This window comes from Tissierella praeacuta (assembly GCF_040396155.1).
Lineage (GTDB): Bacteria > Bacillota > Clostridia > Tissierellales > Tissierellaceae > Tissierella > Tissierella praeacuta_A.
In genome coordinates, this window is the sequence record NZ_JBEBOY010000023.1 from 32,826 (window position 1) to 46,707 (window position 13,882).

A 13,882-nucleotide genomic window follows, 5' to 3' on the forward strand; every position below is an offset into this window, starting at 1 on the left:
CCTTTAATTCCTTTGTCTTTACGCCGTCTAAATTAGAATGGATAACTTCCAGCTTCAAATGTTCCTTTTTTCAATTCTAAAGGAGCATTACCATATACAACTTTATCTACTACTTTAATGCTTTCATATCCATGTCTGTCCAAATTTATTCCATCTTTAATTTCTTTTCCACTAAGCATCTTATAAGCAAGATTCATACTTGCATAACCAACATCTGCTGGTCTCCAAGTTTGAGCATGTGCCATAAAACCTTCTTCTAGATAAGGACCTGATACAGAAGGAATACCTAAACTAACAACCTTAATATCAGTATTGTTCTTTTCTTTTAACACTGAAGCCATATTGCTTCCTGCAGAAACTGAAGTTCCTACAAATCCTTTTAAATCAGGATGTGCATTTAATATTTCAAGAGATTTATCTCTCGCAATCTTATCATCATTTTTATCTTCATATGGTTGTTCAGATATAGGAGTCATATCTGGATAATTAGCTTTAATATGTTCCATTCCAGCATTATACCAAGCCATATGAGTTTCCATAGTTAAACCACCAACCATAGCAGCAAATTTACCTTTGCCATCCATAGCTTTTGCTAATTCATCAAACATAAGTACTCCAAATGATTCATTATCGAAAGCTTCAATATCATAATCTACTACGTCAGCTAGACCTGCAGCTTCATGACTGATAATGATTATTCCTTTTTCCTTAGCTCTTTCTAAAACTGGTCTCATAGAATCTGGATCATTAGGAACAACAGCTATAGCATCTACGCCTTGTGCTATTAGATCTTCAACCATTTGTACTTGTTTAGCAGGGTCTCCACCTTCGGGAGCTATTTGCCAAGCTTTTACTTTTCCTTCATATTCTTTGTTAAACTCGTCTACTCCCTTTCTCATGTCGTCAAACCATGGAATACCTTCATGTTTTGCTACCATTACTATTTGGAACTCTTTTCCTTCAGCATTAGTGGAAGATTGCTTATTAGCATCTTTTTGACCACATGCTGCTACTAATGTTAAAGTCATTAATAGTGAGATAAATACTAGTATTCTTTTTGAGCATCTTTTCATTACACTTTCCCCCTAATAATATTAATTTGTAAACTTCAGTATAATACTGAACGATTTACCACATCAAATGATATGTCAATCACTAAGCTATTACTTATGATGACAAAAGTGTTGATTCTCTTTGGATTAACTTTGTTTCTAATAAATGGTTTTTAATAATTACATCTTCATCGTTAATTAAATTAATTAGAAATTCCACAACTAAAAATCCTAATTCCTCAATAGGTTGTTGAATTGTAGTTAAAGAAGGTTGTAATAGTTCACATATAAAACTATTGTCAAAGCCAATTATCTGTATATCCTCTGGAATTCTAATATCTCTTTCTTTTAAATATTTCATTACTATAGCAGCTGCAATATCGTTAAAAACAAATATTCCATCATACTTTTCTATATCTTTGATATTATTTAAGTCCTTATCAAGCATTTTAACATGAAAATCACTTTCAAATCCTATAACATCAACTTCTACTTTCTCTTTTTTTGCAGCATCTACAAATCCTTTGCATCTCATTTCAGTAGCATCAAATACCTTAGGCCCCTTTATATGCAAAATCTTTCTGCATCCCCTATCATATAAATGCCTAAATGCCATCTTTCCTCCGCTATAGTTATTAGAAGATATAGTGGGTATTTCTGGTGATATACGATTTTCAAAGGAAACAACAGGAATCTGAATATTTAAATATTCATCTTTGCACATTGTCCTTGAAGCAATGATACCTGCAACACGATGACTTTTTAGTATATCTAAGTATTCCATCTCTTTTTCTTTATTATCTTCAGTATTACATAGAAATAAGGTATATCCATATCTGTTAGCATGTTCTTCTATTACAGTAGCCATTTGATTAAAAAATGGATTTGTAATATTGGGAATCATCAATCCTAACGTCTTAGAATTTTTAGTAAAAATTGCCCTAGCTAAAGCATTAGGTGTATATCCCGAATCATCAATCTCTTTTTGAATCTTCAATTTTACCTCTTCACTTACATATCCTGTATTATTTATATATCTGGATACAGTAGCTATTCCCACCCCTGCTCTCTTAGCAATTTCTCTAATATTTGGCATAATATTTTAACCTCATATCCTTTTTTATACATTTATATGAAACATGTTCCATATAATTTATTATAATTATATATTACAAAATAACCCCTGTCAATACCGGGACATTAGTAAATATATTTGAAGAACTTTTGTCCCACTACATGAAAAAACAGGATAAACATTGAAGTCTATCCTGACTCTTAATCACTCAAAACATAAAACTTATATTTATTATTAAACTCTAGTTTCCTAAAATTATCTTCTAAATATTTGATATAACTTCCATCGTCATTATATATAAAATCATCTTCAACTACAAAATACTTAGCCCCATTTTCTATAAAATAATTTACCTCTCCTTCTATATCCTTTGGTATATAATCATATAATTTTATATTAGCTCTCCAGCCTTGTCTATTACTAACACTAATTCTTGTGGAATCAAGGGTTCCTACTACTATTAAATCCCCATCTTTTGTATTTTCATTGATTACTTGACTAAATTCCATAATTTCATCAGAAACCTTAAAATCATCCTTTACCAAATTAATAGAACTGTAAGATATAAATATCAATATGAAATATATAAATACTAAACCCAATCTTCTCTTTGCCAAAAATTTATACAAGGTCTTTCCTGATAAAATAGCTACTAAAGGAGATAATAAAATTAGATAATATCTAAACTTAATAACGGATACTATAAATACAACTTCTAATAAAATGGATATCAATAAATAAATAAGCGGCCTCTCTTTTTTGTCTCTCATAGTAAATAATCCTATGACTGCCAATATAAGTATTAATGAAGTGAACTCCTTAGGTAAGCCCATCTTATAGAAGTTAAAAGCTTCTTTAGTGAAAAATGAAGTTGCAAACTTTGGTATTATATGTTTCGTACCAATACCAGATATAAATGTAAATTCTGCCATCATTCCACTCCATTTAATATAAATATACGGAGGTATCAAAGCAATAAGTCCAAATACCCATAATTCCCATTTTTTTAAAAAGTATATACCATATTTATCTATACACATAAAAATCATTGCCAAGCCTATAAAAATAGCTGGTGTTTTTTGCGAAATTGCTAAAGCCGTAAAGAGTCCTGACAAGAACAATAATGATTTTTTTTCATCTCTATACCATCTATAGAAATAATAAAAAGCAGCATTGAAAAAACATAATAGTGCAGATTCTGGCATAATGGCTCTTGAATAAAACATACTTACTGGAAGAACTGAATATATAAATACAGTTATCAATGCCATTTTAGTAGAATATATTTCTCTCATAAGTAAGAATAAATAATATACAGATAGTATGAAAAACATTGTAGGAACTAATCTTGCAAAAAAATTATGATATCCAAATAACTTATATAGAATAGCTATTAAAAAAGTAGTTATTTGAAATTCAAGCTGTATATAATTGGGTAATGGTCCATCATAATTAAATTGGGGATAAAATATATTAAAACGATGTTCAACAAAATTTCTAGCAATAGATTCTGTATCTGCCTGCCTCCACATATCAACATATTCTGGTGAGGAATTATTTATATATGGCAATCTCATAGAAAACATAATAATAAATAATAAAATGGTAATAAATAACTCTTTTCTACTCATTTTACCCATTAAAACTTCCCCTTTGATTATTTGTTTAGAATAACTACACCTAATACAATGGCAGCTATTCCACATACTTTATTAACTGTAATGGCTTCTTTAAAAAATATTGCAGATGCAATACCCACTATTACATAACTTAAACTAACCATAGGATAAGCATAGCTAAGCTCAGATTTTGTAAGTACCTTTATCCATAAAAGAAAACTAAGTCCAAAAAATATCATACCGATCAATATATAAGGAACTTTGATTATAGCCCATATACTTTGAAAAAAAGTGTTAAAAGACAAATTAAATTCTCCTAATTTGTCAGCCCCTGCTTTTAAAAGTACTTGACCTATTGCTCCCATAAAAACAGAAGTCAAGATTAATACTATTTGACTCACTATTTCCTCACCTTCCTTTTTAATTTATTATATTTAAATCCTAATTTGAAATATCCCATTATAGTCTTTACAGCTTTCATTTTACTAGGAGTTTCCTTTAGATTATATTCAAGAACTAATGGATATTCGCCTATTCTAGCCCCCAAAAGTCCTGCCTTGACTATGAGCTCAATCATACACTCAAAGCCTTCGGCTTCAATTAAATCCTCCTTATAATAATCCTTCATTTTCTTTAAAAATTCAACTCTATAGGCCCTAAATCCACAGGAATAGTCCCTTACATTTTTGACATTAAAAATAGTTTTAGCAAATAACCCTGCACCCCTACTTAAAAACTTTCTATAAAATGATAAACCTATTTCCTGTCCACCTTTTTCAAATCTTGATGCTATGACTATATCTAAATCCTCTAATATAATTTTTTGAGCCATAGAAGGTATAATATTGGGATTATGAGTATTATCTGCATCTAATACTACTAAAATATCATCAGGTTCTAAATTAATTGTCCCATAGTCAATAATAGTTCTCATACCTTGAGCTAATCCTTGATTACAAGAATGATTGATATACTTAATATAGGAGAATTTGCTAGAATATTCCTTTAAATATTCTTCCGTATCATCACTACTGCCATCATTAACAACCATTACTTCTAATTCTCCATCAAAATTTTCCTTTACGGTATTGATTCTACTTAATAACTTCCCTATACCTTGACTTTCATTATAAGCAGGAAGTCCTACTACTATTTTTGCCATATTATCAACCCTTTTATCCATAATTAGTTACATTCTCCCTAATTATATCAGAACATATAACATTTTCAATATATAAAAAATACCTCCAAGTAGATAATCTAATATTTAATTAATTAGACTGTCTATTTTGGAAGTATCATATCAAAATCTCCTGTTTTAACTTAACTTTTTATCGCATTTCATATTATCATATCTACCAATCCCAACTATTATTGTAACAAACATTACTGCTAACATAGCATAGGAATATAATACATAGGGCGTCACTTGAACAGCTGTTAATGGAACAGCACTATCTTTGGCAAAACCTATGGTATAAATTATAGCTGGAGTCCATGGCAATGAATAAACTAAAGTATTAGATTGTGCATCTAATAGATTTGCAATACGATAGGGACTAATTCCATGTTTTTCACCTAAGGGCTTTGCAAAGGAAGCACCAACTGCCAATATGGCTGGAGCATTGAGTCCCATCAAAGCTGAAAGTATTATAATCATAAAACTTATGACAAACTCTGCACTTCTAGGACTCTTTGCAACTTTTCCCAAAGCATTTAACAGTTTAATATCCCCATGTCCTGCTCTCATAACTTCAATTGATCCAAACAATAAGAGAGCTAAAACTACAACTTGCATCATACTATTAATGCCAGTATAAATCACACCCTCTACTGTTCTATCAAGTCCTTCTCCTGAAATCCTAATTAAAGCTTCTTTAACTACATCTCCAGCAGGGTCCACCTGGATAAAATCCATTAGACCAAATAATACTGCAGTGCCACCTGCCAATACAGAACCTATTGTAGTAGCAATAATAATATCCCCAGTCTTAACAGCAATCCAAATTGTCAATGCAACTGGAATTAGCATAAACAATGTCTTTGGATTATATGAAATAGTTTCAATAGCTGAAATATTACCTTCATATCTACTTCCTATTATGATAATTCCAATAATTACTATAATACCAGCAGAAATGGCATATTTCAAACGAGATTTAACTACTCCTGGAACATCAACACCTTGGGAAGTAGCTGAACAAATAGTAGTATCCGAAACTGGTGCTAGATTATCTCCAAAGGCTCCGCCAGAAATTATTGATCCAGCTAATAAGGCTGGATGCGCACCTAAGGCAATACCAGCTGGATATAAAACTCCCATTCCAGCGGCAATAGTGCCAAAACCTGTACCTGAAGCCGTAGCAAATACTGCAGATGCTATAAAGGATATAACTATGAAAAAAGTCCCTTGAATCCCCATAGAAGCAGCTAAACCAGCAATCCCCATAGCTAGTCCTGAAGTACGCAAGATTCTAGAAAATACTCCTGCAAAAATCCAACATACTATTGGAACTATGGCATCTTTACTAGCCATACCACTGATTAAGGCATTAGAATATTTAGCTTTATCCTTTGCAAAGAAAAAAGCAACAACTAAAGCAGTAAATGCAGGCACCCACAACGCACCATCTGATATGGATTTATAATGGAATGTTGTAATTATAATCATGACTAAGAATACAACAAAGGGCAGAAATGACATCCATTCCCCACCATAAAATTCTAATTTTTTTGTTTTATTATTCATCATACCCCTCCCTTTTAATATTGTTTAATAAAGTATGAATATTACATTATATATAATATTTTTGGAACTTACATACCCGTCTGACTCCTTAAGATATGTCAGTCATAATCAAAACCTAACCTATCCATAATATTATACTCCTATACTAATTATATAATATAGATAATATATATAGAATGAAATTTAGACATTTACTATGGGTGAATCTAGACATAAAAATAAGGACCAACTCCTGTCCTCTTATCTCAGTATCATAGGCGTCTATAACATCACAAAAGCTTAGAAAATATAAGATCTTTAAAAGCCCTAACTATTTTATTATTTCTACTCTCCTTCAAAGAAATTAAATAAATATTACGCTTAATTACAGGGAATATTGGAACTGGCACCACTTTATTGGAGTCTGCATTAATCTTATTAAATGAGGTTAAAGACATAAAAGAAACACCAAAGCCATACTCTGCAATTTGATAGCTAATATCTGCTATGCTTGTATCACCAATAATATTTATATTAGAATCATTCAAATTTAAATTATCAAAAATCTCAGGATATAGATTAGAATATTTGGAAACCATCATTACATTTTCTCCTTGCAAATCTTCAAAACTTACACTATCTTTATGTGCAAAACGATGAGCCTTATTTACAGCTAATATAATATTACTCTCGTCTATTAAATCAATATCTAGATTATTATCCTTTGGAGATTCATGTTCATCCAGTATTATAACTGCAATATCAATTTCACGATGATTTAATTTTCTAATTAAATTTGAACTTCCATCGAAACAGAACGAAACTTTTATGGTACGATATTTATCCATGAATTCAGATATGAAACTACCAATATCTGTACTTCCAAAGGTCCATAGAAGCCCTATTCTTAACTCGCCCTTCAATAACTCAGTATAATTCTCCATATTAATTTTTAAATTATCGAAGGCTGTTAAAACCTTCCTGCCATGATATACAAAATCTCTCCCTGCTTCTGTAAGTCTAACTCCAGTTTTTTCCCTTATAAATAATACAACACCTAACTCATCCTCTAGTTTTTTTATTTGTAATGATAAGGTAGATTGAGTTATAAATAACTCTTTAGCGGCTATGGTAAAATTACAATACTCACTTAGCTTAATAGCATATAATATTTGACTAATAGTCATAAGTTCACCTCATGTATTGATTTTGTCAATATTATACTATAAACATAACAATTAGACAAATTAAAATATTTCAACTATCCTAAGGTTGGAGGTGAAAAAGCAATAAAAAATTACGTAGTAAAGATAAAAATAAAACAACAATAAAGACATCAGAGGTGAGGATATGATAAGGAATTATGAATATGATGTAGTAGTAATAGGAGGGGGCTCAGCAGGAGTAGCAGCCGCTATAGGGGCATCAGAATGTAATGCCAAAACGTTATTAGTTGAAAGAAACCCTTATTTAGGTGGTGAGGCAACTCATTCAAATGTAATAAGTTATTGTGGATTTTTTACACGTGGTGAAAAACCAGACCAAGTTGTTTTTGGAGTTGGAGAAAGAGTATTACAAAAGCTTCGTGATATGAACGAAGATACGAACTATTTTATTTCTAAAGCAACAGGAAATGCATCTATCCGATTCAATCCTGAAAAATTAAAAATTGCATTAGATGGTTTAATTGAAGAATCTAGTATTGATTTATTACTTAATGCTACAATGATAGAAGTAAAGAAATCAAATAACAAAATCGAAGGAATTACTTGCATGGATGATGAAGGATATATAAATATTAAAGCAAAGGCCTTCATAGATGCAACAGGTGATGGAAACGTAGCAAATCTTACAGGTTTAGAAACCTTATGGGGAGATGAAGATGGTAAGACACAAATGGCAAGCTTATCAGTTAGAATCGATAATTTGCCAAAGGATGAAGACATTAATCCAAAAGATTTAGAGGCTGCAATTATTCAAGGAAAGAAAGATGGAATTCCTTATTTACATAAAGAAAAGGGATTAATCATCAAAATTCCTTTTGAGGACTATGGATTCCTTACAATTCCTAGTCTACATATTGATGATTTGACTGCTGAAACTCTGACAAATGCTGAAATTAATTTAAGAAAACAAGCTCAAAGTTATGTAGAAGTATTAAAAAAATATGTACCCTATTTGAAAGATATAAGATTAGTTTCAACAGGTCCTAAAATTGGAATCAGAGAAAGCAGAAGAGTTATCGGTGAAGAAGCTTTACACTATAAAGATATATTATCAGGAAGAAAAAGAGAGAATAGTATTGGAAGAGGGGGTTGGAGTCCAGAAATACACAAAGATATAAAAGAGTTAATATATATTCATATTGCTGATAATGATTATTATGATATCCCTATATCAACATTAAAAGCAAAAGATATAATAAATCTTTGGTGCTGTGGTAGAAATATTTCCTGTGATTCAATTTCTCATAGTTCCGTAAGAGTAATGGGAACAAGCTTTGTAACTGGACAAGGTGCAGGAGTAAGTGCTGCTTTAACCCTAGATCAAGAAGAATATGATATAGTTAAAATTCAAAATGAACTTAAAAAACAAGGAGCATTAATATAAAGGGGAGTATGAAATGTCAAAAGATTTAACTTCTAATAAAAATAACTCAGAGATTCTAAAAAAAAATATAATAATATTTATTTCATTATTGTTAATTGTTATCTTTAGATTTATACCAGGTCCTACTGGACTTTCTACGTCAGCAATGCAAGTATTAGGAGTATTTTTAGGTATTATACTTTTATGGTTAACTATTTCTATTGATTGGCCAAGTCTATTATGTCTTGCAGCCTTAGCCTTCATTCCTGAAATTAAATTTAATAGTATGTTATCAGGCTCCATAGGAGGGTCAACATTCTCATTTCTATTGTTCACATTTATGTGTACCTATGCACTATCACAAACATCCTTCGTCAGAAGATGTGCAGTTGCATTTATCACTAGTAAAGTAGCCAAAAAAGGACCTTGGTGGTTTTTAATTTCATATTGTGCATCTGTATTAATTATAGGATTGGTAATGTCTCCATCTGTATTATATGTTATTTACCTGCCAATTCTAGATGAAATATGTAATGTACTTAGACTGGAAAAACACGATAAACTTGCAAACACCTTAGTAATGGGTCAAACAATAAGCTGTGGTCTGTCTTCCGGCATGACTCCAATTGCACACGTCTTCTCAATAATGGCAATGGGTTTTTATGAAGCTGCAACAGGTTTAACTATTAGCTATGCTGCATATATGGGTTTTGCTATCCCAGTAGGCATTATATGCTTCGTTATTATGATTCTTGTTTTTAAATTATTCTTGAAACCTGATATGTCAAAATTATCAACTATTGATATGGGCTCCCTAAAAAAAGATACTAATCCCATGGAAAAACGAGAAATAATTATATTATCAATTTTCTTCGGGGTTATAGCATTATGGGTGTTACCAGGATTTATAAAACCGATCTTACCAACTATTGCAAACTATATTGATTCATTTGGTACAGCATTTCCACCATTACTTGGTGCAGTTGCTTTAAGCATCATAACTATTGATGGAAAATCATTGTTAAGCTTTAAGGATGCAATGAGTAAAGGTGTTTCATGGGCAAGTTTAATCATGACTGCCGCTACACTAGCACTAGGATCTGCTATGACAAATCCAGAAATAGGTCTAACTGATTGGTTAACTTCAAACATATCGCCATTGATTGGAAATCTAAGTCCAATGATACTCGTTCTCGTTTTTACATTATGGGCAGCTGTACAGACCAATTTATCTTCAAATATGGTTACAATCACAGTAGTTTGTGCCGTTGCAATTCCAATTTGCCTTGCATCAAATGGGACAGTTAGTGCTCCTGCTATAGCATCAATTATTGGTATGATGGGAGCATATGCCTTTGCTGCTCCACCTGCACATCCTAATGTTGCTTTAGCCAGTGCATCTGGTTGGACAACTACGGGACAAATGATGAAATACGGTTCTGCAATTATGATTATATCGGTTATAGTGACTGTTCTTGTGGGATATCCAATAGCTGTAGCCTTAATGGGATATTAAATGAAAGTGGATGAGAATCCACTTTTGTTTAATAATGATCGAAAATATTTCACACTGTAACCATATTTAAATTGAAAGGAGTATTTTAACTTGAATGAAAAAAAATCTTTTTCCTGTGAGCTGGCATTAATTCTAGCTATAATAATTAATAGTTTTGCTGTTAGTCTGATTTCAAAAAGCAATTTTGGTATTACTACTCTTTCCTCTGTACCTCTAGTACTAAGTAATATTTTTACTTGGCTATCCTTTGGAACATGGAACTTTATTATTCAAAGTGCAACCATATTTATATTAGTATCATTGACAAAACATTTTAAAATAGGCTACTTACTATCATTCCTAGTGGCAATAATATTTGGTGCATTATTAGATGTTAACAAGATTATAATGCTATCTTGGTCAGACTCTTTTTTCTGGCGTACACTATATTTTCTAGTTGGATTACTGCTGCTAAGTATTGGTGCCAGTTTATTTATTAAATGTAAGTTACCTGCATTACCTTTTGATTCCTTCATTCGTGATATGACTGAACACCTTAAGATGCCTATTAAAAAAGTAAAAACTATTTTCGATTTTATATTTGTATTTATAACTTTAGCTCTTTCACTCTCTATGCTTGGATATATTGATGGTGTTGGTATTGGAACTATTATAGGAGCACTTTTTACAGGAACCATTACAAATTATATATGTGACTATCTAGACCAAAAGTTTATATTTCATATAAAGGTTCCTTTTTTAAGAAAGTTTTCATAAAGGAAATCACAAAGACAATTTTAGAATTGTAAGCTGCTAAAAAAACTGCTATACTTAAGTCATTCAGTTATATAATGAATAACCTTTAAATAATTTAAGAAAGGTAGGATCAATATGGAAGACTTAAAGCAGTTAAGGGATAGAATAGATGAAATTGATGAAAAATTAGTTAACCTTTTTGAAGAAAGAATGGAAACTGTACTTAAAGTAGCAGATTACAAAAAGAAAAATAATATTCCAATTCTAAATACGAATAGAGAAAAAGAAGTCATAACTAAAAATAAGCTTAGATTAAAAAATAATGATTTTGAAGATTCCTTAGAATCATTCTTTATTCATCTTATGAATCTTAGCAAGGAGGAGCAAAAGAAGATTATATTCTAGGTCTAGCAAATGCTAGACCTCTTTCTTTTTACAAACTAAGGGGCTGTCGAGAAACAGATAGAACCGCCCCTGCAATTTTTATTACTCGCTAATGTCTATTTCTAAGGCTGCAATCCTAGAAAATTAGGGAATCCTTGTCATAACATTCAATTTGCCTTCTGCGATGAAAATGGTATAATATAGAAGGTTTTTTTCCAGATTCCACCTAAGTTAACTGCAAATGGAGGTAATTTAAATTTGACTTGGAATCTAGGTATTACATAGTTTTTTAAAAAATATTATTTCAAAGGAGTATGTCAAAATGAAATTCAAAATTCTACCAGTTGTTATTTGTCTTCTACTTATGAATCCACTATCAGCTTTAGCTTCTGAGTCAATAGTTAAAGATAAGGAGCAAGAGGTAGTAATCCCAATACTGATGTATCATCACTTTGTGGAAGAAACTGTAGTCGAAACAGGAGTTGGTGAGATTATATCTGCCGAACTCTTTGAAAATCAGCTCAATTATTTAAAACAAAAGGGATTCAATACTATTTCAATATCACAATTAAGAGATTATTTGTTTCATGATGAAAAACTACCAGTTAATCCTCTAGTAATTACTATTGATGATGGTTATGAAAGTAACTATACCACTGCTTATCCTATATTAGAGAAAAATAATATCCAAGCAAATATTAATATAATCGTAAGCTCTAGAGGAAAAAAACCAGGAAATTATCAACACCTTTCGTGGGGACAAGCTAAAGAAATGCTAGATAGCGGGTTAATTGAAATAGGAAGTCATACATATAATCTGCATAATGAAGATATAAGGCTTAAAGAAACTGATGATACAGATGAATATTATAAGAAAGTCTATGATGATTTTCAATTATCTAGAAAATTAATGGTCCAGAATCTAGAACTGGAGCCTTTTATTTTTTGCTTTCCTTATGGAAACTATAATGAATTTTCACAATCTGCTGCTCTTTCATTGGGTTTTGATATTCAATTAGGTGTTGACTATGGAGTTGTAACAAAAAATAGTAATCCTTTAGCATTAGAACGTATAAATGTTAGAGGAGATCAATCACCTGAAGATGTTTATAATAATATAATGAATGCAATAAATGCTGTAAAATATAAAGGACAGTTAATATTTTTTATTTTAAGGGTTTTACAATATTATCCATTTATATAAGCAGTGAGGACTGTTCTTTTTGCTTTTCTAATCAACTGTGTTAAATAAAAGGAGTTTTACAAAGCATAAATTTAAGTGTCTAATCAAAATTGATTAGACACTTTTATCTTGAGGAACTTCAGATTTAAGTAATACATAATATCCCTTACCGGTATCTTTGCGACTTTGCCTTATGCTTTATAATGGAATTTCAATACCTGTTTTTATTATTTCTTCTACTATTCCAACTGGTTTTTCATAATCATCTACTGTAAATGCAAGAGGTTGTAAATCTATATTATAATCTAATGTCTGCATGAATAGAAATTTAAAAGCTGCTAGACCTTCCAAGTTTGTAAAATACCTAGAAAATATGGCTATATCGATATCACTACCTTCGTCATAATTCTCTTTTGCATATGAACCAAATAGTATTGCTTTTTCTATAGGTATCTGTCTTCCTATCTTCTGCACATAATGTTCTATTGTATTTTGTATTGACTCAGGGATTGTAGCCATGCAAACACCTCCTTAGATTTATCTAAAACATCTTTCGCTTTCTCTTTAGGAATAGATGAAGATAATTTTTGCTTGTATGTAGGGTACCTTTCAGATATATAATAATATAGTAGTTCAGCAAAGAATTCCATATGTTCTTCCTTGATTTTATCAAAGTCAGCATCCTCTATCATTTCCCTATTGTCTGTCACATCAAATATCTTATTGAAAATTCTTGCTATATTATGGGTTCTATCAGCTTCTTCATCAGTATATAATATATGAAGACCTTTTACCATTTTTTCTATTGATTATTGGCACATAAATACTACATATAGATATCTTCCTGATTTATAATTAGCTTTTGCAGTTTCCAAATCGTACTCGGCAATATCTAACCAGTATTCATATTTTCCCTTGCTATCCATTATATATCACTTCCTTACATATCCTTGAGTAAACATAGGCGTCACCGCCCATACTCCTCTACAGAACCGTACGTG

The 13,882-nt window shown here is 31.0% G+C and carries 13 protein-coding genes and 1 pseudogene; 5 read left to right on the forward strand and 9 right to left on the reverse strand.

What is annotated here, in order from left to right:
* Positions 1 to 32 precede the first annotated feature (32 nt).
* The 7 genes from ABWP20_RS11720 to ABWP20_RS11750 form a co-directional block, all read right to left on the reverse strand.
* Positions 33 to 1,073 (reverse strand): substrate-binding domain-containing protein, encoded by a 1,041-nt coding sequence (locus tag ABWP20_RS11720; RefSeq protein ID WP_353095995.1) that lies wholly within the window; start codon positions 1,071 to 1,073, stop codon positions 33 to 35.
* Between the two features lie 94 nt (positions 1,074 to 1,167).
* Positions 1,168 to 2,148, reverse strand: a complete 981-nt coding sequence (locus ABWP20_RS11725) for a LacI family DNA-binding transcriptional regulator (protein WP_353095996.1) — start codon at positions 2,146 to 2,148, stop codon at positions 1,168 to 1,170.
* 179 nt (positions 2,149 to 2,327) lie between these two features.
* Complete coding sequence (locus ABWP20_RS11730) at positions 2,328 to 3,767, reverse strand: ArnT family glycosyltransferase (RefSeq protein ID WP_353095997.1); 1,440 nt, start codon at positions 3,765 to 3,767, stop codon at positions 2,328 to 2,330.
* Between the two features lie 17 nt (positions 3,768 to 3,784).
* Positions 3,785 to 4,147 (reverse strand): EamA family transporter, encoded by a 363-nt coding sequence (locus ABWP20_RS11735; protein WP_353095998.1) that lies wholly within the window; start codon positions 4,145 to 4,147, stop codon positions 3,785 to 3,787.
* Positions 4,147 to 4,929: a glycosyltransferase family 2 protein gene (locus tag ABWP20_RS11740; protein WP_353095999.1), complete on the reverse strand. Its 783-nt coding sequence runs from the start codon at positions 4,927 to 4,929 to the stop codon at positions 4,147 to 4,149. Before ABWP20_RS11740 ends, ABWP20_RS11735 begins: the two co-directional genes overlap by 1 nt.
* Before the next feature lie 135 nt (positions 4,930 to 5,064).
* Positions 5,065 to 6,495, reverse strand: coding sequence for a Na+/H+ antiporter NhaC family protein (locus tag ABWP20_RS11745; RefSeq protein ID WP_353096000.1), 1,431 nt, complete (start codon positions 6,493 to 6,495; stop codon positions 5,065 to 5,067).
* Between the two features lie 269 nt (positions 6,496 to 6,764).
* Positions 6,765 to 7,661, reverse strand: a complete 897-nt coding sequence (locus tag ABWP20_RS11750) for a LysR family transcriptional regulator (protein ID WP_353096001.1) — start codon at positions 7,659 to 7,661, stop codon at positions 6,765 to 6,767.
* Between the two features lie 163 nt (positions 7,662 to 7,824).
* Between ABWP20_RS11750 and ABWP20_RS11755 the strand changes: the two genes are divergently transcribed.
* From ABWP20_RS11755 to ABWP20_RS11775, 5 genes are all read left to right on the forward strand, one after another.
* Positions 7,825 to 9,084: an FAD-dependent oxidoreductase gene (locus ABWP20_RS11755; protein WP_353096002.1), complete on the forward strand. Its 1,260-nt coding sequence runs from the start codon at positions 7,825 to 7,827 to the stop codon at positions 9,082 to 9,084.
* Between the two features lie 13 nt (positions 9,085 to 9,097).
* The gene (locus tag ABWP20_RS11760; RefSeq protein ID WP_353096003.1) at positions 9,098 to 10,579 is read left to right on the forward strand and encodes an SLC13 family permease; all 1,482 of its coding nucleotides are present in this window, start codon (positions 9,098 to 9,100) and stop codon (positions 10,577 to 10,579) included.
* 90 nt (positions 10,580 to 10,669) lie between these two features.
* A complete protein-coding gene (locus ABWP20_RS11765; RefSeq protein ID WP_353096004.1) occupies positions 10,670 to 11,335 on the forward strand; it encodes a DUF6198 family protein in 666 nt (221 codons plus the stop codon).
* Between the two features lie 114 nt (positions 11,336 to 11,449).
* Positions 11,450 to 11,719 (forward strand): chorismate mutase, encoded by a 270-nt coding sequence (locus ABWP20_RS11770; protein ID WP_353096005.1) that lies wholly within the window; start codon positions 11,450 to 11,452, stop codon positions 11,717 to 11,719.
* 301 nt (positions 11,720 to 12,020) lie between these two features.
* Positions 12,021 to 12,902 (forward strand): polysaccharide deacetylase family protein, encoded by an 882-nt coding sequence (locus tag ABWP20_RS11775; protein WP_353096006.1) that lies wholly within the window; start codon positions 12,021 to 12,023, stop codon positions 12,900 to 12,902.
* A 177-nt stretch (positions 12,903 to 13,079) separates the two neighbouring features.
* Here ABWP20_RS11775 and ABWP20_RS11780 read toward each other — a convergent pair whose 3' ends face one another.
* Positions 13,080 to 13,400 (reverse strand): nucleotidyltransferase family protein, encoded by a 321-nt coding sequence (locus ABWP20_RS11780; protein WP_353096007.1) that lies wholly within the window; start codon positions 13,398 to 13,400, stop codon positions 13,080 to 13,082.
* A pseudogene (locus ABWP20_RS11785) lies at positions 13,364 to 13,807 on the reverse strand (HEPN domain-containing protein). Before ABWP20_RS11785 ends, ABWP20_RS11780 begins: the two are co-directional and overlap by 37 nt.
* Positions 13,808 to 13,882: the final 75 nt, after the last annotated feature.